The 20,576-nt window shown below is 73.4% G+C and carries 20 protein-coding genes and 2 pseudogenes; 16 read left to right on the top strand and 6 right to left on the bottom strand.

The genetic code is table 11. From position 1 onward, the window contains the following. Positions 1–15 precede the first annotated feature (15 nt). The 8 genes from ACF07S_RS19590 (at position 16) to ACF07S_RS19555 (ending at position 6,986) form a co-directional block, all read left to right on the top strand. Complete coding sequence (locus tag ACF07S_RS19590; RefSeq protein ID WP_391974658.1) at positions 16–1,080, top strand: segregation and condensation protein A; 1,065 nt, start codon at positions 16–18, stop codon at positions 1,078–1,080. Further along, the gene (gene scpB / locus ACF07S_RS19585) at positions 1,077–1,742 is read left to right on the top strand and encodes an SMC-Scp complex subunit ScpB (RefSeq protein WP_391964662.1); all 666 of its coding nucleotides are present in this window, start codon (positions 1,077–1,079) and stop codon (positions 1,740–1,742) included. The genes ACF07S_RS19590 and scpB overlap by 4 nt, the downstream gene beginning before the upstream one ends. Then, positions 1,742–2,800 carry a pseudouridine synthase gene (locus tag ACF07S_RS19580; RefSeq protein ID WP_391964661.1) on the top strand — a complete coding sequence of 353 codons (1,059 nt, stop codon included), beginning with the start codon at positions 1,742–1,744 and terminating at the stop codon, positions 2,798–2,800. Before scpB ends, ACF07S_RS19580 begins: the two co-directional genes overlap by 1 nt. Positions 2,801–3,002: 202 nt before the next feature. Next, positions 3,003–3,479 carry a hypothetical protein gene (locus tag ACF07S_RS19575; protein ID WP_391974657.1) on the top strand — a complete coding sequence of 159 codons (477 nt, stop codon included), beginning with the start codon at positions 3,003–3,005 and terminating at the stop codon, positions 3,477–3,479. Continuing rightward, positions 3,476–4,240 carry a hypothetical protein gene (locus ACF07S_RS19570; protein WP_391964659.1) on the top strand — a complete coding sequence of 255 codons (765 nt, stop codon included), beginning with the start codon at positions 3,476–3,478 and terminating at the stop codon, positions 4,238–4,240. The genes ACF07S_RS19575 and ACF07S_RS19570 overlap by 4 nt, the downstream gene beginning before the upstream one ends. A gap of 21 nt (positions 4,241–4,261) precedes the next feature. Then, complete coding sequence (locus ACF07S_RS19565; RefSeq protein WP_391964692.1) at positions 4,262–5,179, top strand: transporter substrate-binding domain-containing protein; 918 nt, start codon at positions 4,262–4,264, stop codon at positions 5,177–5,179. Positions 5,180–5,247: 68 nt separating this feature from the next. Next, positions 5,248–5,967, top strand: coding sequence for an NUDIX domain-containing protein (locus ACF07S_RS19560; protein ID WP_391974656.1), 720 nt, complete (start codon positions 5,248–5,250; stop codon positions 5,965–5,967). Continuing rightward, positions 5,964–6,986: an ADP-ribosylglycohydrolase family protein gene (locus ACF07S_RS19555; RefSeq protein ID WP_391974655.1), complete on the top strand. Its 1,023-nt coding sequence runs from the start codon at positions 5,964–5,966 to the stop codon at positions 6,984–6,986. The genes ACF07S_RS19560 and ACF07S_RS19555 overlap by 4 nt, the downstream gene beginning before the upstream one ends. A gap of 27 nt (positions 6,987–7,013) precedes the next feature. Here the strand turns inward: ACF07S_RS19555 and ACF07S_RS19550 are convergent, their stop codons facing one another. Further along, positions 7,014–7,703 carry a DNA polymerase beta superfamily protein gene (locus ACF07S_RS19550; RefSeq protein ID WP_391974654.1) on the bottom strand — a complete coding sequence of 230 codons (690 nt, stop codon included), beginning with the start codon at positions 7,701–7,703 and terminating at the stop codon, positions 7,014–7,016. A gap of 22 nt (positions 7,704–7,725) precedes the next feature. Then, a pseudogene (locus ACF07S_RS19545) lies at positions 7,726–8,195 on the bottom strand (Rieske (2Fe-2S) protein). A gap of 177 nt (positions 8,196–8,372) precedes the next feature. On the opposite strand from ACF07S_RS19545, the gene aroH reads away from it, so the two are divergent. The 5 genes from aroH (at position 8,373) to der (ending at position 12,859) form a co-directional block, all read left to right on the top strand. Beyond that, positions 8,373–8,735 (top strand): chorismate mutase, encoded by a 363-nt coding sequence (gene aroH, locus ACF07S_RS19540; protein ID WP_391964655.1) that lies wholly within the window; start codon positions 8,373–8,375, stop codon positions 8,733–8,735. After that, entirely contained in the window at positions 8,732–9,817 is a 1,086-nt protein-coding gene (locus ACF07S_RS19535; protein WP_391964654.1) for a prephenate dehydrogenase, read from the top strand. Before aroH ends, ACF07S_RS19535 begins: the two co-directional genes overlap by 4 nt. 131 nt (positions 9,818–9,948) lie before the next feature. Next, positions 9,949–10,635, top strand: a complete 687-nt coding sequence (gene cmk / locus ACF07S_RS19530; protein WP_391964653.1) for a (d)CMP kinase — start codon at positions 9,949–9,951, stop codon at positions 10,633–10,635. Further along, the gene (locus ACF07S_RS19525) at positions 10,632–11,303 is read left to right on the top strand and encodes a lysophospholipid acyltransferase family protein (protein ID WP_391964652.1); all 672 of its coding nucleotides are present in this window, start codon (positions 10,632–10,634) and stop codon (positions 11,301–11,303) included. The genes cmk and ACF07S_RS19525 overlap by 4 nt, the downstream gene beginning before the upstream one ends. Positions 11,304–11,380: 77 nt before the next feature. Next, positions 11,381–12,859 (top strand): ribosome biogenesis GTPase Der, encoded by a 1,479-nt coding sequence (der, locus tag ACF07S_RS19520; protein WP_391964651.1) that lies wholly within the window; start codon positions 11,381–11,383, stop codon positions 12,857–12,859. A gap of 63 nt (positions 12,860–12,922) precedes the next feature. Here der and ACF07S_RS19515 read toward each other — a convergent pair whose 3' ends face one another. Then, entirely contained in the window at positions 12,923–13,342 is a 420-nt protein-coding gene (locus tag ACF07S_RS19515) for a hypothetical protein (protein ID WP_391964650.1), read from the bottom strand. Positions 13,343–13,431: 89 nt separating this feature from the next. After that, on the bottom strand, positions 13,432–14,220 hold the full coding sequence (locus tag ACF07S_RS19510) for a hypothetical protein (RefSeq protein WP_391964649.1): 789 nt from the start codon (positions 14,218–14,220) through the stop codon (positions 13,432–13,434). 537 nt (positions 14,221–14,757) lie between these two features. Here ACF07S_RS19510 and ACF07S_RS19505 point away from each other — a divergent pair. Further along, positions 14,758–15,414, top strand: a pseudogene (locus tag ACF07S_RS19505) (transglycosylase family protein); the annotation flags it as partial. Positions 15,415–15,851: 437 nt separating this feature from the next. Next, positions 15,852–16,067 carry an I78 family peptidase inhibitor gene (locus ACF07S_RS19500; RefSeq protein ID WP_391964648.1) on the top strand — a complete coding sequence of 72 codons (216 nt, stop codon included), beginning with the start codon at positions 15,852–15,854 and terminating at the stop codon, positions 16,065–16,067. Between the two features lie 72 nt (positions 16,068–16,139). On the opposite strand, the gene ACF07S_RS19495 is transcribed toward ACF07S_RS19500, so the two are convergent. Together ACF07S_RS19495 and ACF07S_RS19490 are read right to left on the bottom strand one after the other, a co-directional pair. After that, positions 16,140–17,141: a phosphatase PAP2 family protein gene (locus ACF07S_RS19495; RefSeq protein ID WP_391964647.1), complete on the bottom strand. Its 1,002-nt coding sequence runs from the start codon at positions 17,139–17,141 to the stop codon at positions 16,140–16,142. 238 nt (positions 17,142–17,379) lie between these two features. Next, entirely contained in the window at positions 17,380–18,633 is a 1,254-nt protein-coding gene (locus tag ACF07S_RS19490) for a glycosyltransferase family 39 protein (protein ID WP_391964646.1), read from the bottom strand. A gap of 271 nt (positions 18,634–18,904) precedes the next feature. Here ACF07S_RS19490 and ACF07S_RS19485 point away from each other — a divergent pair, with 271 nt between their 5' ends. Further along, complete coding sequence (locus ACF07S_RS19485; protein ID WP_391974653.1) at positions 18,905–20,539, top strand: MFS transporter; 1,635 nt, start codon at positions 18,905–18,907, stop codon at positions 20,537–20,539. The last annotated feature ends 37 nt before the right edge of the window (positions 20,540–20,576 follow it).

Genomic DNA, 20,576 nt, shown 5'->3' with positions numbered 1-20,576 from the left:
TAGCCTGCGGAGGTCATGACCTCGAACGACGCCCCCGACCCCGGCCACGGCACTCCACCCGGCCGCCGGCGCGCGCTGGGGAGGGGGCCGGGCACGGCCCCGCCGGCCGGGCGGACCGCGGACCCGGCGCCCGGTCCTCCGGCGCAGGGCGCTGCCGAGGGCGTCGCGGAGGGCGCCTCGCCGGACGCGGCGGCCCCTGCCGGCCCCGGCGGAGGCGTCTCCCCGCCCGCCGGACCGGCGCGGGGCACGGCCGTGGCGGAGGGGGAGGGCGACGGTCGGTTCAAGGTGCGGCTGACCAACTTCGAGGGCCCGTTCGATCTGCTGCTCCAGCTGATCTCGAAGCACAAGCTGGACGTCACCGAGGTCGCCCTGTCCAGGGTGACCGACGAGTTCATGGCGTACATCCGGGCCAGGGGGCCGGACTGGGACCTGGACGAGACGACCGAGTTCCTGGTCGTGGCGGCCACGCTGCTCGACCTCAAGGCGGCACGCCTGCTGCCCGCCGCCGAGGTGGAGGACGAGGCCGACCTGGCCCTGCTGGAAGCCCGGGACCTGCTGTTCGCGCGGCTGCTGCAGTACCGCGCGTACAAGCGGATCGCGGAGATCCTCAGCCGCCGGCTGGACGACGAGGGCCGGCGGTACCCCCGTACCGTCGGGCTCGAGCCGCAGCACGCCGAGCTGCTGCCCGAGGTCGTCATCGGCATCGGACCCGAGGGCTTCGCCAGGCTCGCCGTCAAGGCGATGCAGCCCAGGCCCAGGCCACAGGTGTACGTCGACCACATCCACGCGCCGCTGGTCAGCGTGCGGGAGCAGGCCGGGATCGTCGTCGCGCGGCTGAAGGAGCTGGGCGAGGCGAGTTTCCGCACGCTCGTGGCGGACACCGGTGACACCCTGACCGTCGTCGCCCGCTTCCTCGCCCTGCTGGAGCTGTACCGCGAGAAGGCGGTCGCCCTCGACCAGGAGACCGCGCTCGGCGAGCTGACGGTGCGCTGGACCGGCGGGGACGGGGCCGCCGCACCCACCGTCACCGACGAGTTCGACCGGCCCCCCGAGCAGCCCGAGGAGGAGAAGAGGACATGAGCGACGAGACCACCGGCGTCCCCGCCGGGCCGCGCACCGTCGCGGACCTCGACCTCAAGCCCGCCCTGGAGGCGGTCCTCATGGTCGTGGACGAGCCCGCGACCGAGGAGCACCTGGCGAAGATACTGGAGCGCCCCGCACGCCGGGTCGCGGACGCGCTGCGCGAGCTGGCCGACGAATACACCCTCCAGGGCCGCGGCTTCGAGCTGCGGCTCGTCGCGAACGGCTGGCGCTTCTACACCCGCCCCGAGTACGCGGCCGCCGTCGAACGCTTCGTCCTGGACGGCCAGCAGGCCCGGCTCACCCAGGCCGCCCTGGAGACCCTCGCCGTGGTCGCCTATCGCCGGCCGGTCAGCCGCAGCCGCGTCTCCGCCGTACGCGGAGTCAACTGCGACGGTGTGATGCGCACCCTCCTGCAGCGCGGTCTGATCGAGGAGGCGGGCACGGAACCCGAAACAGGTGCGATCCTGTACACGACGACGAACTACTTCCTGGAGCGGATGGGCCTGCGCGGTCTGGACGAGCTCCCGGAGCTCGCGCCCTTCCTCCCGGAGGCGGAGGCGATCGAGGCCGAGACCCAGGAAGGCGTGCCGTCGTTCGATCCGGACACACCGGACCCGGACGACGGTCCCCCGACGAACACGACGACGACGGAATTCTGATGCGAAGCAGCGGCAGCGGCAGCGGCAAGAGCGGCGGACGCGGCAACCACCGCGGTGCCGGCAACAACAGGGACCAGAAGCAGGGGCAGGGCCGCCCCGGCAAGCCCCGCCCCGAGGAGCGCCGCTACGACGTGGGCCCCGGGGCCACCAAGGACGGCCCGAAGTCCGGGCGCACCGGAGCCAGGCCGTCCGGCCAGTCCCCGCAGAAGGGCGGCCGCGGCCGCACCGCCCCGGGGCGCTCGCGCGAGTACGAGACGCGGATCGAGGAGCGCAACCGCGACCGGTACGCGGACAGGAAGGACGTCAAACTCCCGAAGACCTTCCCGGGCGCCGAGCAGGAGGGCGAGCGGCTGCAGAAGGTGCTCGCGCGCGCCGGCTACGGCTCCCGGCGCGCCTGCGAGGAGCTGATCGAGCAGGCCCGGGTCGAGGTCAACGGCGAGATCGTCCTCGAGCAGGGCAAGCGGGTCGACCCGGAGAAGGACGAGGTCAAGGTGGACGGCCTGACCGTCGCCACGCAGTCCTACCAGTTCTTCGCGCTGAACAAGCCCGCCGGTGTCGTCTCGACGATGGAGGACCCCGAGGGCCGGCAGTGCCTCGGCGACTACGTCACCAACCGCGAGACCCGGCTCTTCCACGTCGGCCGGCTCGACACCGAGACCGAGGGCGTCATCCTGCTCACCAACCACGGCGAGCTGGCGCACCGCCTCACCCACCCCAAGTACGGGGTGAAGAAGACCTACCTCGCGCACATCGTCGGTCCCATCCCGCGCGACCTCGGCAAGCGGCTGAAGGACGGCATCCAGCTCGAGGACGGCTACGCGCGCGCGGACCACTTCCGGGTCGTCGAGCAGACCGGCAAGAACTACCTCGTCGAGGTGACCCTGCACGAGGGCCGCAAGCACATCGTGCGCCGCATGCTCGCCGAGGCCGGGTTCCCGGTCGACAAGCTGGTGCGCACCGCCTTCGGGCCGATCACCCTGGGCGACCAGAAGTCGGGCTGGCTGCGCCGGCTGTCGAACACCGAGGTCGGCATGCTGATGCAGGAGGTCGACCTCTAGACCGGGGCCCGTCCCGGTGGTTCCGGAGCCCGTCCGGCGGATCATGCCGCCCGCCGGACCCGGTGGGCCCCCGGTCACCGTCCGGTAACCGCGGTCACACCGAACGTGCCCGGCGAGTACGATCGGTGTACGAGGTGACGAGCCGTCACGGCCGGAGTCCCTCGGTGAACGCAGCTTTGATTCCGAGGACTTGGGGGGTCCCGTGTCGGAATTGCTGACCGTCGCCAACACGATCGTGCCCGTGATCACCACCGCCGCCGCGGGCTTCGCCGGTGCGGTCGTCCAGTCCGCGCAGAGCCGGGCCGCGGACGGGGTGGTGCAGCGCGGCCGGGCCCTGGTGGGCCGGCTCCTGGAACGCCGGCCGGAGGATCCGCGGGACTCCGGGACGACCGAGGCGGTCGAACGGATCCGGGAGCTGTCGCCGCAGGACCGGCGGATCCTGGACGCGGCCGTGGGGAAGTGGCTGGACGAGCGGTCGGGCGACCTGCGCGAGGTCATCGAGCGTGAGGTCCTGGAGCACCGGGCGCCCGGCCCGCACGTCGCCGGCTCGATCAACGTCGACGTCAGCGGTGAGGGCTCGGCCGGCTTCGGCTACGTGCACAACCTGGGCGGCCTCCACCTCGGCGGCCGCCCGCGGAGCGATCCGGGGGAGGAACCGCAGGGGGCGCGGGGCCGGTGAGCGCGGGCAGAGCCCACACGCGGGACGTCACCGTCGGCGTCCACGGCGAAGGGGCGGCCGGCTTCGGGTACGTGCACCTGCTCAACCTCAGCCTGGTGGGCGGCGACTGGCGCGAAGTGGCGGGGGAGGTGCGGCGCTGGAGCGGCTGGAACTGGCCGCAGTTCCTGCTGGTCCTGTTCCTGGACGCCGTCGCGCTGCTCACCTCCCCGGACGGTGACGCGGGCCGGCTCGGATGGCTGTACGCCGTCATGGCGGCCGCCCTGCTGCTGTCCTTCTGCCGCGTGGCCGGAGTCGTCGGAGCGCTGGCCGACCGGGCAGGGACGCGCATGGCCTACCTCCCCCCGACGGTCTCCCTGGGCTGCGTACTCCTCGCGGTCCTCGGAATCGTCGGGATGCGGTACTACGCCGACCACGGCGAGGTGGACGTGACGGGCCGGGCCCTGATCACGGCCGAGGGGCCGCTGACGGACGGCGACCGGCTGACCGTCACCGTGCGCAACGACCCGGCCCGCGACCGGCTGCGCCTGGCGCTGGTCCTCGTCGACGCGGTCCCGGGCGCGCAGTCCTGCGTACCGGCCACCACGTACGACGCCCGGCTGGGGAGCAGCGGGGCCCGCCGGGCGGAGGGGATGCGCAGCGAGCAGGCGTTCTCCCTGCCGCTCGGCGGCATCCGGGGCGACGTCCGCGTGGAGGTCGTCCTGCACACCGACACGGGGTGCCGCATGGGCGCGACCGTCGCCGAAGCGGCACTGCACGACTGAGGGGGACGGAACGTGAGACGGATGTCGTGCGAGTGGACCGCGGCGCCGGTGCGCCGGGGCGGCCGGCGGTACCGGCACCGAGCGGCGGCGGCCGTGGCGGCGGTACTGCTGCTGACGGCCACGGCGTGCTCGTCGAGGGAGCGCGACGGGGAGTTCCTCGGCTCGGAGGAGATCGACGTGGTGACGCACAAGGACCTGCCCGGCATGTCGCTGTTCGAGAACTACACCTACTCCGGTTTCGACAACGCGCTCTACCTCGACCTGGAGAAGTGGCTCGAGGGCGAGGAGGGCGTGCAGGTCACCCGGAACGCGGACGTCTCCTCCGCCGCCCGCATCGCCAGACTGCAGTCGGGCGACGCGGACCTGGTCGTCGCCTCGTTCTCCATCACCCCGGACCGGATGAAGGAGGTCGACTTCGTCGGCCCCTACCTCACCACCGTCCAGGGCTTCCTGGTGCGCTCCGGTTCCGGCATCCGCGACCACGCCGACCTGGCCGGCAAGCGCATCTGCACCTGGGACGGCACGACGTCCCGGGTGGCGCTCGGCGAACTGAGGGATTCCGTCTCGGTGGGCGGTACGGATGCCGAGCAGTGCGTGCAGAAGCTGCGGCAGGGCCTGGTGGACGCCGTGTCCACCGACCAGGTCCTGCTCTACGGCTTCGCCCAGCACACCGCCGGCCGGGACGGCCTGGAGGTCGTCCCCGGCCTGACGGTCGGCGCCCCGCAGCACTACGGCATCGGAGTGGCCAAGGGGCACCGGGAGGACTGCCGCCGGCTCGCGGAATGGCTGAAGGGCCACGTGGGCGGCCGCGAGTGGCAGGGCAACTTCCGCGAGGCGCTGCCGCTGCTGGTGGAGGAGCAGCCGGACTGGATCAGCCGGCACAAACCCGAGGACGACCTCATCGACGCCCATTCCTGCGTGGACAAGCCGAAGACCTGAGAGCGGGGGTTGTGCCCGCACCGCACCTCCTTTTATAGTCCTTCTGACTATTAAAGGGGGTGCCGGTCATGGACGGCTACGACAAGTACGCCTTCGAGCCCTTCGCCGTCACCGTCGACCTCGCCGTGTTCACCATCCGCGAGAGCGTGCTGCACGTGCTGCTCGTCGAGCGGGGCCGGGAACCGTACGCCGGGCGGTGGGCGCTGCCGGGCGGATTCCTCCGGCCCGAGGAGTCCGCGGAGAGGGCCGCGCGGCGCGAACTCGGCGAGGAGACCGGGCTCACGGACGTCTCCGGACTGCACCTGGAGCAGCTGCGCACCTACAGCGAACCCGGTCGCGACCCCCGCATGCGGGTCGTGTCGGTCGCCTTCGCCGCGCTGCTGCCCGACGCCCCCGAGGCGCACGGCGGCAGCGACGCGGCCCGGGCCCGCTGGACGCCGTACGACACGGCCGGGCCGCTCGCCTTCGACCACGACCGGATCCTCGCCGACGCGCGGGACCGCGTCGGCGCCAAGCTCGAGTACAGCTGCCTCGCCACCGCCTTCTGCCCGCCCGAGTTCACCCTGGGCGAGCTGCAGCAGGTCTACGAGACCGTGTGGGGCACCGCCCTCGACCGGCCCAACTTCCGGCGCAAGGTGCTCGCCACCCCGGGCTTCGTCGAAGCCGTCCCCGGCGCCGCGCGCCTCACCGGCGGCCGCGGCAAACCCGCCGCCCTGTACCGCGCGGGCACCGCCGCCGCCCTCCACCCGCCGCTGCTCCGGCCCACCCCGGAAGGACGCCCCGCATGACCACGACCACCGTCACGAAGCGCGCCGCCACGGGAGCGCTCACCGGGCTCGCCCTCGGGGACGCGCTCGGTTTCCCGACCGAGTTCGACGACGTCCCCTCCATCCTCGCGAAGTCCGGGCCGTGGCGGGAAGCGGCTCTGCCGCAGCCGGCGATCGTCAGCGACGACACCCAGATGACGCTGGCCCTGGGCAGGGGGCTGCGCACGGCGACGGGCCGGGGGACGCTCACCCCGGAGCGGCTGGAACGGCCGGTGCGCGAGGAGTTCGTGGAGTGGTTCCGCTCGCCCGAGAACAACCGCGCACCCGGCAACACCTGCCTCAAGGCCTGCCACCTGCTCGCCCGCGAGGACCGGCCCTGGCAGGACGCCTCCCAGACCGGCTCCAAGGGCTGCGGCGCCAACATGCGCGTCGCCCCGATCGGCCTCGCCCCCGGTCTGAGCGACGAACAGCGCGCGGGCGCCGCCCAGTTGCAGTCCGCCCTCACCCACGGGCACCCCACCGCGCTGGCCGCCTCCGACCTCACCGCGCACGCCGTACGGCTGCTCGCCGAGGGCGCCGACCCGACCGGCCTGGTCGGCCTGCTGCGCTCCTACGCCTACGACAACCGCACCCGCTACCACGAGGTCTGGCTCGGCGACCTGTGGACCCGCGCCCAGGACCCGACGCCCGAGCGGTTCATCGCCCGGGGCTGGGACGAGTGCCTGGAGGTCCTCGGCCGCCTCCAGGACGCCGTACGCACCGTCTCGCCGGAGACCGACCCGTGTCTGGCCACCGGCCAGGGCTGGATCGCGGAGGAGGCCCTGGCGACCGGACTGCTCTGCTTCCTCCTCTTCGTCGACGAACCGCTCACCGCCCTGCGCCGCGCCGCCTGCACCGCGGGCGACTCCGACTCGATCGCCTGCCTGACGGGCGCCTTCGCGGGCGCGTATCTGGGCGCCGACGCCTGGCCGCCGGCCTGGGCGGACCGCATCGAGTACCGGCGGGAACTGCTGGCGCTGGGAGAGCTCTGGGACGCGTGACCGGCCGGGGCCGCGCGGGGGGCGGCCCTAACCGGTCCGCAGGACCGAGGCGCGGCGGGCGCGGACGAGGAAGTCCTCGACGCGCCGCCGGTCCGGTCCGGCCGGGAGCGGGGTGCGGAGGACCGCCTCCTCCGCCTCCCGCTCCAGGCGGCTCATCCGCGCCTCGACCTCGGGCCAGGGCACCTCGCCCCGCTTCACCGCGAGGAGCGGCTCGCGCTCCTTGCCCACGTCGATCGTGAGGGCGCCCGTGCGGAGCAGGTCGCGGACGCCGGTCAGCAGACGGAGCAGATGCATCGCGTGCTTCCAGCGCGGGGCGCCGTGCACACGCACGTCCGCCCCCAGCCTGCGGAACTGGCCGCGCGCGTAGCACGTGAACGTCCGGTGGACCTCGCGGGAGAGGAACGCCCCGCGCAGGGACAGCAGCTCGCGGCCGGTGGCGTCGGCGTACTCCACGAGCGGGGAGTGCAGACACTCCAGGATGGTGGGGTTGGCCCGCAGGGCCAGCTCGCAGAAGCGTTCCAGCTCCCAGCTGAACTGCTCCTCGGCCGGCCCCTCGACATGCGTCGGCGGCTTGTCGAAGCGCCAGAACAGGGGAGCGGGCGCGAGGAAGACGCCCCGGCGGTCGGTGTCGCTGCCCTCCGTGGCCAGTCCGAAGGCACGCGAGCCCATCACGCAGGCGTAGATCGTGTGGTCGTTGACCAGGGTCTCGGGACGCATGCTCGGGAGCGTACGCGGCGGCTCACGCCCGGCGGATCGAATTTCCCCGCACCGTGATCCGCTCCTCGGGCAGCGCCCTGGTCGCCGGGCCCCGCTCCGCCGAGCCGCCGGCGATCCGGAACCGGCTGCCGTGGCAGGCGCAGTCGACGCTGCCGTCCGCGGCGTCCGCCACGACGCAGTTCTGGTGGGTGCGGATCGCCGAGAAGGCCTTGAGGTCACCCTCCTCGGGCTGGGTCACCACCACCTCCTCGTCCTTGAGGACCACGCCCCCGCCCACCGGGATGCCGGCGGTCGAGGCCAGCTCCTGCCCCGCGGTGGCCCGCGGTGCGGCGGATCCCGGCGAGGAGCCGCCTGCGTCGCCGTCCGGGCGCAGCCCGCGGCCAGTGCCGCCGCACCGGTCGCGAGGAGGACCGTGCGGCGCGTCGCGCGAGAGGGCGTGTCGTCACTCCGGGAGAGGGCGTGGGGAACACGGTGGTGACACCGTTCCGGCATCGTGGCACCGAAAGACCGAAAGACCGAAAGACCGAAGCAGAAGGAATCCATGCGAAATGCCGTCGAACGCGCAGGTCGTCCCGTCTCAGCGGTTGAGCGCCCGACACCGGCCCCGCCCGGCCTGACTACGCTGGACGACCGAACGGAACAGACGAACTCTCAGCAAGGAGCAACGTCGTGGCGGTACGCGCGGTCCGGGGGGCCGTCCAGCTGGAGCGGGACGAGGCCGGTCACATGGAGGAGCGGGTCGGTGCGCTGCTCACCGCCGTACTGGAGCGGAACGGCCTGCACACCGACGACCTGATCAGTATCTGGTTCACGGCCACGCCCGACCTGCACTGCGACTTCCCGGCCGCCGCCGCCCGGGGGCTCGGCATCGTCGACGTCCCCCTGATCTGCGCCCAGGAACTCGACGTCGAGGGCGCCATGCCCCGCGTCGTCCGGGTCCTCGCGCACATCCAGTCCGACCGGCCCCGCGCCGACATCGCGCACGTCTACCTCGGTGCCGCGGCCGCCCTGCGCAAGGACATCGCCCAGTGAGAACCGCACTCGTCATCGGCACCGGACTCATCGGCACGTCCGCCGCCCTCGCCCTGACCCAGCGGGGTGTCACCGTCCACCTCGCCGACCACGACCCGGAGCAGGCGCGTACGGCCGCCGCGCTCGGCGCCGGCACGGACGAGGCGCCCGACGGGCCGGTGGACCTGGCGATCGTCGCCGCCCCGCCCGCCCACGTGGCCGGCGTGCTCGCCGACATGATGCGGCGCGGGGCGGCCCGCGGCTACCTCGACGTGGCCAGCGTCAAGGGCGGACCGCGCCGTGAACTCCAGGCGCTCGGGCTCGACCTGGCCTCCTACATCGGCACCCACCCCATGTCCGGCCGGGAGAAGTCCGGCCCGCTGGCCGCCACCGGTGACCTCTTCGAGGGGCGTCCCTGGGTGCTGACCCCGACCGGGGAGACCGACACCGAGGTGCTGAACCTCGCCCTGGAACTGGTCTCGCACTGCAGGGCCGTGCCCGTGGTGATGGACGCCGACGCCCACGACCGGGCCGTGGCCCTCGTCTCCCACATGCCCCACCTGGTGTCCAGCATGGTCGCCGCCCGCCTGGAGCACGCCGAGGAGACCGCCGTACGGCTGTGCGGCCAGGGCATCCGGGACGTGACCCGGATCGCCGCCTCCGACCCCCGGATGTGGATCGACATCCTGTCCGCGAACCCCGGGCCGGTCGCCGACCTGCTCACGGACGTCGCGGCCGACCTGGAGGAGACCGTGCGCGCCCTGCGCGCGCTGCAGTCCTCCGACGAGGACAAGCGCCGCGAGGGCGGCACGGGCATCGAGGACGTGCTGCGCCGCGGCAACGCCGGCCAGGTCCGCGTCCCCGGCAAGCACGGCTCCGCGCCGCGCCTCTACGAGGTCGTGGCGGTGCTCATCGACGACCAGCCCGGCCAGCTGGCCCGGATCTTCGCCGACGCCGGCCACGCCGGGGTCAACATCGAGGACGTCCGCATCGAGCACGCCACCGGGCAGCAGGCCGGCCTGGTCCAGCTCATGGTGGAGCCCAAGGCGGCGCCGGTGCTCACCGCGGGGCTGCGGGAGAGGGGCTGGGCGATCCGGCAGTGACGGCCGCGGCCCTTCCCCCGAAGGGCCGGATCATTCGCTTGTCGGAGGGGTTCCGGGGAGCCAGTAACCTGGTGCGGGGCGTGTCCGCGTCCCGCACCCACCACTCCACCGCACCAGGAAGGTGTTCCTCCGTGGAAAACGGCGCCGCCCAGCCCGTGATTGTCGCCATCGACGGCCCCTCGGGCACGGGCAAGTCGAGCACGTCGAAGGCCGTGGCGGCGCAGCTCGGCCTGAGCTACCTGGACACCGGCGCCCAGTACCGGGCGATCACCTGGTGGATGGTGCACCACGGCATCGACACCGACGACCCCACCGCGATCGCCGCCGTGGCCGCGAAGCCGGAGATCGTCTCGGGGACCGACCCCGAGAACCCGACGATCACCGTCGACGGGATCGACGTGGCCGGACCGATCCGCGGGCAGGACGTCACCTCCAAGGTCAGCGCCGTCAGCGCGGTCCCCGAGGTGCGGGCCAGGATCACGGAGCTGCAGCGCACGATCGCCGCCTCCGCCGTCACCGGCATCGTCGTGGAGGGCAGGGACATCGGCACCACGGTGCTGCCCGACGCCGACCTGAAGATCTTCCTCACCGCCTCCGCGGAGGCGCGGGCCGCCCGCCGCAGCGGGGAGCTGAAGGGCGTCGACCTGGACACCACCCGCGAGGCCCTCGCCAGGCGGGACGCGGCCGACTCCAGCCGCAAGACCTCCCCGCTGGCCAAGGCCGGCGACGCGGTCGAGGTGGACACCACCGAGCTGACCCTGGCGCAGGTGATCGAGTGTGTCGTCACGCTCGTCGGGGAGAAGCGGGCCGGGAAGTGACCGACGTCCCATCGGTGCGCGGCGCCGAGGTCGGCCGGCGCATCGGCGTCGGCCTGATGTACGGGCTGTGGAAGCCCCGGGTGCTGGGCGCCTGGCGGGTGCCCGCGGCCGGCCCGGTGATCTTCGCCGTCAACCACTCCCACAACATCGACGGCCCGATGGTCATGGGGGTGGCCCCCCGGCCGACGCACTTCCTGATCAAGAAGGAGGCGTTCGTCGGCCCGCTCGGCCCGTTCCTGACCGGCATCGGCCAGCTCGAGGTGGACCGGACGGCCATCGACCGCACGGCGATCTCCCGGGCGCTGGGCGTGCTGCAGCAGGGCGGAGCCCTCGGCATCTTCCCCGAGGGCACCCGTGGCGAGGGCGACTTCGCCTCGCTCCGCGCCGGACTCGCGTACTTCGCGGTGCGCGGCGGCGCGCCGATCGTGCCGGTCGCGGTCCTGGGAAGTTCGGAGCGGCCCGGACGGTTGATAAAGGGACTGCCCCCGCTGCGCTCCCGCGTCGACGTCGTCTTCGGCGACCCCTTCGACGCCGTCGAAGGGGCGCGGAGCTCCGGCACGGGTGGCGGCGGGCGGCGCACGCGCAAGGCGCTGGACGAGGCGACCGAGCGCATCCGCAAGCAGCTCACCGCCCACCTGGAAAACGCCAGGCGCCTCACCGGGGCCTGAGCGACACTTGAGTAGTGGATCACCGCCGAGCGCGGTGCCCCACCGATCACCACGATGAACGACGAGGTACGGACTTCATGAACGACCACATCCAGCCCGACGGCTCGGACGCGTACGAGCACGACCACGGGGCGCTGGGCGATGCCGAGTTCGCGGAGTTCATGGAGCTCGCCGCGGAGGAGGGCTTCGACCCCGAGGACGTCGAGGGCGCCCTCGAGGCCGCCGGGCACGGCCCGCTGCCCGTGCTCGCCGTCGTCGGCCGGCCCAATGTCGGCAAGTCGACCCTGGTGAACCGCATCATCGGCCGCCGCGAGGCCGTCGTCGAGGACAAGCCGGGCGTCACCCGCGACCGCGTCACCTACGAGGCCGAGTGGGCGGGCCGCCGCTTCAAGGTCGTCGACACCGGCGGCTGGGAGCAGGACGTCCTCGGCATCGACGCCTCCGTGGCCGCGCAGGCCGAGTACGCCATCGAGGCCGCCGACGCGGTGGTCTTCGTGGTGGACGCCAAGGTCGGCGCCACCGACACCGACGAGGCGGTCGTCCGGCTGCTGCGCAAGGCCGGCAAGCCGGTCGTGCTGTGCGCCAACAAGGTGGACGGCCCGAGCGGGGAGGCCGACGCCTCCTACCTGTGGTCCCTCGGCCTGGGGGAGCCGTACCCGGTCTCGGCCCTGCACGGCCGGGGCACCGGCGACATGCTGGACCAGGTCCTCGAGGCGCTGCCGGAGGCCCCGGCGCAGAGCTTCGGCACCGCGGTCGGCGGCCCGCGGCGCATCGCCCTGATCGGCAGGCCCAACGTGGGCAAGTCCTCGCTGCTGAACAAGGTCGCGGGCGAGGACCGCGTCGTCGTCAACGAACTCGCCGGCACCACCCGTGACCCGGTCGACGAGATGATCGAACTCGGCGGCAAGACCTGGAAGTTCGTCGACACGGCGGGCATCCGCAAGCGCGTCCACCTCCAGCAGGGCGCCGACTACTACGCCTCGCTGCGCACCGCCGCCGCGGTCGAGAAGGCCGAGGTCGCCGTCGTCCTGATCGACGCCGCCGACTCCATCTCGGTGCAGGACCAGCGCATCGTCACCATGGCCGTGGAGGCGGGCCGCGCCCTCGTCCTCGCGTTCAACAAGTGGGACACCCTCGACGAGGAGCGCCGCTACTACCTGGAGCGGGAGATCGAGACCGAGCTCGGCCAGGTGGCGTGGGCGCCCCGGGTGAACGTCTCGGCGCGCACCGGCCGGCACATGGAGAAGCTGGTCCCGGCCATCGAGACGGCCCTGGAGGGCTGGGAGACCCGGGTCCCGACGGGCAGGCTGAACGCCTTCCTCGGCGAACTGGTCGCCGCCCACCCGCACCCCGTGCGGGGCGGCAAGCAGCCGCGCATCCTGTTCGGCACCCAGGCGGGCACCAGGCCGCCGCGGTTCGTGCTGTTCGCCTCCGGCTTCATCGAGGCGGGCTACCGGCGGTTCATCGAGCGCCGGCTGCGGGAGGAGTTCGGCTTCGAGGGGACGCCGATCCACATCTCCGTGCGGGTGCGCGAGAAGCGCGGCAAGAAGAAGTAGCGGACGCCGGGCATAGGCGAGGGGGCGGTCCCGGCCGGGACCGCCCCCTCGCCTATGCCCGCCTCAGGCGCCCCTGCGCGGGGCAGGCGGCAGACCGGCCGGCACGTGGTGCATCCCGGCGGCGTTCCGGGCGACCGTGCCGACCCGCTGCCACTGCGACTGCTGGCCGGTGCCCTGGCGGCCGCCGCCCGCCCCCGTGCCGTAGGCGCCGTACGCACCGCTCACCAGGGAGGCGCCGAACGACCCGGGGCTGTGGCCGCCGTACGAGCCCGTACTGTGCGGGATGTTCCCGAAGGCGGTGAAGCCCAGGTCCTCCTCGCCGCTGCGGTCACCCGGCAGTGAACGGAAGGACTTGACGTACTCGGTGTAGAGGGCGTCGTAGATCGGCGTGGCCGAGGGGCCGCTCCGGGAGTCCCGCGCCGGGCGCACGGGGGCGGGAACCGGGGCGAGGGACTGGCGGCGGGGAACGTCGTATGCGTGCACGTATGTCCAAACGACCCCGTACCGTAAGGGATGCGGCCCTTTTGTGCCTTTCGCCGGTCGGGTGGCTCCCGTGCCCCGGCCGGATCGGTTCAGATGCCGGCGAGCGGCAGCGCGGCGGCGACCAGTGTGCCGTTCGCCGCCGCCTTGTCGAGTGCGTCCCGCAGCAGGTCCTCGCGCGGCTGGCGGCCGATCGAGCCGACCGGGGCGGCGAACATCAGCACCCGGTGGTGCTTGTTGGCGGCAGCCCGCCAGCCGTCGGTGACCTGGAGCGGCTGGTGCGCCTGCCACCAGGCCACGGGGCGGCCCCCGTGGGGGTTCGGCTGGAGCACGGCGTGCAGCTGTCCCGCGGCGAGCAGGACCGACCAGCCGTGCAGCGCCGGCGGTACCGCCGACAGCTCGGTCAGGGGCATGAAGCCCTGCTCGATGAGGAGCGGCAGGAAGTCGTCGCCCGCCCCGAGCGAACCGGGCCGCGCGACCGGCGCGGTCGGCTCGACGACCAGGGCCGGGTGCAGCTCGTCGGAGATCAGCACCAGTCCGCTGGTCACGCCGAGGACGGCCTGCTCGGGGACGACGTTCGCGGGCGCCGGTGCCGGCACCGGGCCGTCCCCGCCGATGGCCCGTACGGCCCCCTGGAGCTGTTCCTCGGTGACCTGGACGACCTGCGAGGGCAGGCACGTGGCGTGGGCGAAGGCGAGGACGGCGGTCTCGTCCCCGATGAACAGGACGGTGCTGGTGTGCTCCTGCTCCGGGTTGCCCGGGGTGCGGCAGGAGGTGCAGTCGTAACCGCCCGGGGCGGACTCTCCGGCGAGCAGGCGGTCTGCTTCTTCGTCGCCGATCTCGGCGCGTACCTCGTCGCTGACGTCGAGCATGCGCGGCACGGGTGGCTCCCTCGGGATGCGGTACTGGCGAGGCCGGTTGGCTCCCGGCCCGTGGTCCGGGTGGCTCCCCGGCTCATGAAGAAGACAACGGGCGACCTGTGGCGGGAGTCACGCCCCAAGGCGAACGGAATCGAACCATCCGGCGCGCACGGTCACGGCGGGCGCGGAATCGGCCACTCATCGTCAACTGACAGGGAACACAATGCTGTTGAACGGGTGAGGTGACTCATGGTTTACCGAGGGTGCTGGTCGACAAATCGGGAAATCAGTGAATGAAGTGGGTGGCCGAAAAGCGCCGATACCCGAGGTAAGGGGCAACTGGCCTGCCATGAACGGGCGTTGGTTGATGCGGACCCCGAACGCTCCCTGAATTCCTCCGCCGTGTGCAGCGAGCACCGCTCGGGTACGTCCGCCGGCCGCACCGACAGCGCCACCGCACGACCCGAAGGCGGACGGGGCGGGCGCGGCTCACGCGCCCCACGGCGCGGTGGGCGGCGTACCGCCTCGGGGACCCCGAGTCCTCGGGAAGGGACCTGCATGTCCGAATGTGCCGACAACATCCGCGGCAACGCCCGCACGACCCGCACGGCGGCGGCCCTGGCCGGCGCGGTACTGCTCGCGCCCCTCGGCCTGCCGGCCGCGGCCGGGAACGCCACGGCGGCGGACGGCGGGGTGTGGGACCGCATCGCACAGTGCGAGAGCGGCGGCGACTGGCACATCGACACCGGTAACGGCCACTACGGCGGACTCCAGTTCTCCGCCGCCACCTGGCGCGTCTACGGCGGCACGGCCTACGCGCCGACGGCCGACCGGGCCACCAGGGCGCAGCAGATCACGGTCGCCGCGAAGGTCCGGCGCGCCCAGGGATGGGGAGTCTGGCCGACCTGCTCGGCCCGCGCGGGTGCGTCCGGGAGCGCGCCCGTCACGGACCCGGTGACCACGGACAAGGCGCCCGCGACGCCCCCGCGGCCCCCGGAGTCCGCGACGCCGTCGGCGCCGTCCGCCCGGACGGCGAGTCAGGCCGGGCCCCCGGACCGGGGCGCGGCGGGCGGCACCTGCACCGTCCGCGTGGGCGACACGCTGAGCGGGATCGCCGCGCGGCACGGGACGAGCCGGCAGCGCCTGTACGAGGCCGACCGGTCCGTCATCGGAGGGGACCCCGACGTGATCGTGCCCGGGCAGCGTCTCGACGTCCGAGCCGCCCTCGTTCGGTTCGGCCGCGGGAAGGCCGCGCCGGGCCCGCCGGAGCCCGCGCGACATGTACCCCGGGCCCACGCCGTGAGGCTCGTCCCCGCGTGCGTCCGGACGGCGGGCATGGCGGATCGTGTGACGGAACCGAGTGTTTTCTGTGCACATCGGCTTTCGTGATCATGCGCGGCGGCAAAAGGGGAAGGGAGCCCGGAGAGCCTTACCCCGGCACTCTCCGCCGGGCTTTATCGCGACCGCGGCAGGACGCGCGGGAATTGCGTTCGAATGCCCGCGGAAGTCGTATCGAACCGCCCGAACGAGTGATGGCCGCCGTCTCCGGCGTCTGTCGTGGTCCTGTGACAGAAGTGTGACCGCCGGGGGATCCGGACCGCTGTTCCCGGGGCCTGCTTCCGCACTCACCGCTCAGGGCATAGCGTGGCCGTATGGCACCCATTCCGACACCCTCCGCGGAACCCCACGACACTCCGGACGCCTATGTCGGCCTCGCGGCGGACCGGGCCGAGGACCTCGCGCGCGAGCGCGGCTGGTCCACGGTGCGGGCGCTGCCGCCGGGGGCGATCATCACCATGGAGTACCGCGTGGGCCGGCTGAACCTCGAGGTGAAGGACGGCCGGGTGGCGCGGGCCTGGAAGGGCTGACACACGGCGACGGCCCCGGTTCCCCGCCGGAACCGGGGCCGTGGCGTGCGCGCCGGACGCTCGCGCGGTCCGTCAGCGGGTCGCCGGCGACGAGCCGCGCGGATGGCGTTCGGAGTGCGGAGGGCGGCGGCTGCCCGCCGGGGTGAGCGGGGAGCGCTCCGCGCGGCTGGCGTACGGGCCCGGCGCCGGACGGGCGGGCGGCCGGATCGGCGAGCGGCCCGCGTGCAGCGGCTCGGGAGCCGGGTCCGGGCGGTCGGCGAGCGATCCGAGCATGACGGGCGCCCCGACCGGGCCGGCCGCCGGTGCCGTACGGCCGCGACCCGGCCACCAGCGGTCGCGCAGGTCGAGGATCCGGGCCTCGGCGCGCGCGATCACCGGCTCGAACCAGGGGAGCGCGAGCAGGATCAGCAGGCCCGCGACCCAGCCCAGGATCACATCGCTCAGCCAGTGCGTCCCGATGTAGACGGTGGACAGCCCCACGCCGAGCGAGGTCACCGCGGACAGCGCGGACAGCCAGCGGCGCGCTCTCGGGGTGGAGGCCAGGTAGGCCAGGATTCCCCAGGTCACCACGGCGTTGGCGGTGTGGCCGCTGGGAAATATATCGCCGCCGAGCCACATCTCGTTCGAGCCGATCTCGGTCGCGTAGTGCGGGCCCAGCCGCCCCATGCCGTACTTCGCGGCGCCGACGGTGACGTTCAGCAGGAGCAGGGAGACGCCCAGGGCGAGCAGCGGGCGCAGGGTGTGCTGCCGCCAGGAACGCCAGCCCAGCCAGGCCGCGACCATCACGGCGGTGGGCCCGCGCTGGCCGAGCACCACGTAGTAGTCGACGAAGGCGTGGATCTCGGACCACTGCTGATAGGGACGGAAGAACATCACCTGCCAGTCCAGCCGGACCAGCCAGGAAGTGATCAGCACGGCCCACACGATCGCCAGGTAGAAGGCCAGGGAGGCGCCGAAAAGCACCACCCGGTGCCGGCTCATCCGCGGCACGCCGATGTGAGCCGGTCGTTCCGGCTCACGATCCAGCCTCGCGAACACCCGGTCCAGACGGGTGGGCTTCCGTTCGGTACGCACCCAATCGACGTTACAGCGAGTGAGCGCTGAAGCCCGTCGAATCAGCGTCTTTGTGATGACGATGTGATGTGGCATTCCTCTCAGAAGGGCGTTTATTCACGGTGAATCCGCAATCCCGGGGCGCTCCGCACTGCAATTCCTTTGATCATTCAGGGCGACTGTTTTATCGCGCTTTTGAATTCGTTCACCGGGGGCTGGTGGGGAATTTCCCCGCCGCTCATCGGCGGCCCGGGGCGGTTCAGGGCGGACCGGAGCCGTTCAGCCAGATCGCGCCGTACACCGCCGAGGCCACCGCGACCGCCCCCACCACCGGCGCCGACCTGGGCGTACGCAGCCGGGCCAGGACCAGGGCGAGGGGCAGCAGCAGGGGGAACGCGGGCAGCAGCAGACGCGGCTTGGAACCGAAGTAGCTCGACGTGCACAGGGCGAGCGCGGTGACGGCACCGGCGTACACCAGCAGCGGCAGCGGCTGGCGCTGCCGTACGCAGACCGCGTACAGCCACACCACGAGGCCGACACCGAGCATCAGTCCGAGCCCCGCCAGGGCGGACGGGAACGACGTGAACTTCGCGGCGACGAAGCGGGCGAAGGCATGGCCCCCGTCGAACCCGTTCCGCCATCCCGCCTGTACTTCGAGGTATCCCAGCGGCCCGTTCCCGCTCCGGTGGCCGACCCACAGAACGTAACCGGCGGCTCCGAGGGGCGCGAGGAGCATGCCGAGAGCCCGGCGCAGGCGGACACCGGGGGCGCCCGGACCGCGTGGCGCTCCCTCCGGCGCGCGGACGCGCGGGACGGCCGCCGGAGCCCCGGCGCGTTCCCCGGACCGCGCGCCGTCCGCCCGCGCCGCGCTGCGTTCCCGCACGAAGGAGGCGACCGCCGCCGCCCACAGCGCCGCCACCACCGCCAGCCCCACCGGCCGGGTCAGCCCGGCCAGGCCCGCGAGGACCCCCGCCGTCACCCAGCGGCCGGTGAGCACGGCGTACAGCGACCACGCGGCCAGCGCGGTGAACAGGGACTCGCTGTACGCCATCGACTGCACGATCCCGACCGGCAGCACCGCCCACAGCAGCACCGCATACACCCCGGCCCGGCGCCCGTACACGTGGTCGGCCACCGCGAAGATCCCCCACGCCGCGGCGAGCGAGGCGAGCAGGGAGACGACGAACCCCCCGTCGGCGTACGACAGCGGGGACACCGATGCCACCAGCCGCTCCAGCCAGGGGAGCAGCGGGAAGAACGCCAGATTGGAGTGCACGTCACCGCCGGGCAGGCGCACCTCGTAGCCGTACCCCAGCTCGGCGACCCTGGTGTACCAGAGCGCGTCCCAGCGGGCGGTCAGCAGGGTGTACGCGTCCTTGCCGCGCGCCCCGCTCCACAGGGCCAGCACGACCAGGCCCAGGGCACGCACGGCGGCGTACCCCAGGAGCGCCGGCGCGGCGCGGCGCAGTGCTCCGGGGCGGGCGGGTGCGGCGCGCGTGTCGAGATCGTTCACGCGCCCGATTATCGACCCGGCGACCCGGCGGGAAACCGGGCCGCCCGGCAGGGCGTGCGCACCGGCGGAGCGCAGTGGTGCAGGCCACACCGATCATCCGGGGGAGTGAGAGGCCCGCCACTGGACCCCAGCCGGCACTCGCGTACGCTGACGTGTCACTCGCCGTTCGCCCCGCGCGCCGGAGGCCACCGCTCCCCCTCCTGCCGGGTCACGGGGGAGCCCCCATCCCGTGAGCCCGCCGATCGCGAGGGAACATCTGGGAGGTACGTACATGTCCGGGACGACCACGGCCGCCGCCACGCCGCGCCGTCGGGCGGCCGGGGCCGGTGCCGACCGCTGGGTGGTGCTCGTCGTCCTCTGCGTCAGCCTGCTGCTGGTCGCCGTCGACGCCACCGTGCTGCACGTGGCGGTCCCCGCCGTCACGGAGGACCTCCGGCCCGGCGCGACGGAACTGCTCTGGATCGTCGACGCCTACCCCCTGGTCTGCGCCTCGCTGCTGATCCTCTTCGGCACCCTGGGCGACCGGATCGGCCGCAGACGCGTCCTCCTGCTCGGCTACACCCTGTTCGGCGTCGCCTCCGGCATGGCGGCCCTCGCCGACAGCGCCCACATGCTGATCGTGGCGCGGGCGCTGCTGGGCGTCGGCGGCGCGATGATCATGCCCGCGACGCTGTCGATCCTGCGTCAGGTCTTCCCGGACCGGCGTGAACGGGCGATGGCCATCGGCGTCTGGAGCGCGGTCGCCGCGGTGGGCGCGGCGGTCGGACCGCTGCTCGGCGGCTTCCTGCTGGAGCACTTCTGGTGGGGTTCGGTCTTCCTGGTCAACATCCCGCTGATGCTGGTCGGTCTGCCGGTGGGGCGCGTCCTGCTGCCGGAGTCCAAGGGCGAGGGCGACGGCCCCTGGGACGTCGTCGGCGCGCTGATGGCCACCGCCGGACTGTTCGCGGCGGTCCTCGGCGTGAAGCGGCTCGGCGGCGGACCCGTGGCGAGCGTGTGGACCGTACTGCCGCTGATCGCGGGCGCCGGACTGCTGGCCGCCTTCGCGCGCCGGCAGCGGCGCCGGGCGCACCCGCTGGTCGACCTGCGGATGTTCGCCCGGCCGGCGTTCGGCACGTCGGTCGGCTGCATCGTGCTCGCGATGCTCGCCCTGGTGGGTCTGGAGCTGATCGCGGCGCAGTACCTCCAACTGGTGCTGGGGCTCTCGCCGCTGGAGACCGGGCTGCGCCTGCTGCCGCTGACCGTGGCGGCGATGGCGGCGGGCCTGATGGGCGCGCGCATGCTGCGCAGGTTCGGCCCGCGCCGCATGGTGTGCTCCGGATTCTGTCTGACGGCGGCCGCGGTGGTGTCCCTGACCGCGATGGGCGGCGAGGACAACGGCCCGCTGCTGCTCACCGGTTTCGTCCTGCTCGGCCTCGGCCTGGAGACCACGCTGTTCGGCGCGTACGAGTCGATGCTCAGCGAGGCGCCGCCGGAGCAGGCCGGCGGGGCGGCGGCGATCGGCGAGACCTCGTACCAGCTCGGCGCCGGAATAGGGATCGCGCTCCTCGGCAGCGTCATGAACGCGGCCTACGCGCCCGGCCTCACCGGTGTGCCGGGGGTGCCGGCGCAGGCGTCCGCCGCGGCGGGACGCTCGCTGGGCGAGGCCCACGAGGTGGCGGACCGGCTCGGCGGGCCCGCCGGGGCCGCCCTGCGGCAGGCGGCGCGCCACGCCTTCGTGCACGGGCTGCACGTCACCCTGCTGGTGAGCGCGGCCCTGCTGTTGCTCGGGGCGGCGATGGCGCTCAGGCTGCCGCGGGTGATGCAGTGCGAGACGGCCCGCGTGGAGGTGCCCGCGCAGCGCCGGGTGTCCGGGCCGAAGGCGGGGGCCGCCCCCGGCCGGGTGGACGTGCGGGAGACCGCGTCGTAACGTCGCCCCGAGCCGTGACCGGCGGTGTCGGTCGATG

It is taken from the genome of Streptomyces sp. NPDC016640 (genome assembly GCF_043076215.1).
GTDB lineage: Bacteria > Actinomycetota > Actinomycetes > Streptomycetales > Streptomycetaceae > Streptomyces.
Note: the sequence above shows the minus strand (reverse complement) of the source record. Positions and strands in the feature narration are given on the sequence as shown.

Coding starts and splice junctions, on each gene's coding strand:
- ACF07S_RS19555 (WP_391974655.1), top strand. CDS start 5,964: ATGACCACGACCACCGTCACGAAGCGCGCCGCCACGGGAGCGCTCACC.
- ACF07S_RS19485 (WP_391974653.1), top strand. CDS start 18,905: ATGTCCGGGACGACCACGGCCGCCGCCACGCCGCGCCGTCGGGCGGCC.
- der (WP_391964651.1), top strand. CDS start 11,381: ATGAACGACCACATCCAGCCCGACGGCTCGGACGCGTACGAGCACGAC.
- ACF07S_RS19500 (WP_391964648.1), top strand. CDS start 15,852: ATGGCACCCATTCCGACACCCTCCGCGGAACCCCACGACACTCCGGAC.
- ACF07S_RS19565 (WP_391964692.1), top strand. CDS start 4,262: ATGTCGTGCGAGTGGACCGCGGCGCCGGTGCGCCGGGGCGGCCGGCGG.
- ACF07S_RS19590 (WP_391974658.1), top strand. CDS start 16: ATGACCTCGAACGACGCCCCCGACCCCGGCCACGGCACTCCACCCGGC.
- ACF07S_RS19580 (WP_391964661.1), top strand. CDS start 1,742: ATGCGAAGCAGCGGCAGCGGCAGCGGCAAGAGCGGCGGACGCGGCAAC.
- ACF07S_RS19560 (WP_391974656.1), top strand. CDS start 5,248: ATGGACGGCTACGACAAGTACGCCTTCGAGCCCTTCGCCGTCACCGTC.
- ACF07S_RS19550 (WP_391974654.1), bottom strand. CDS start 7,703: ATGCGTCCCGAGACCCTGGTCAACGACCACACGATCTACGCCTGCGTG.
- scpB (WP_391964662.1), top strand. CDS start 1,077: ATGAGCGACGAGACCACCGGCGTCCCCGCCGGGCCGCGCACCGTCGCG.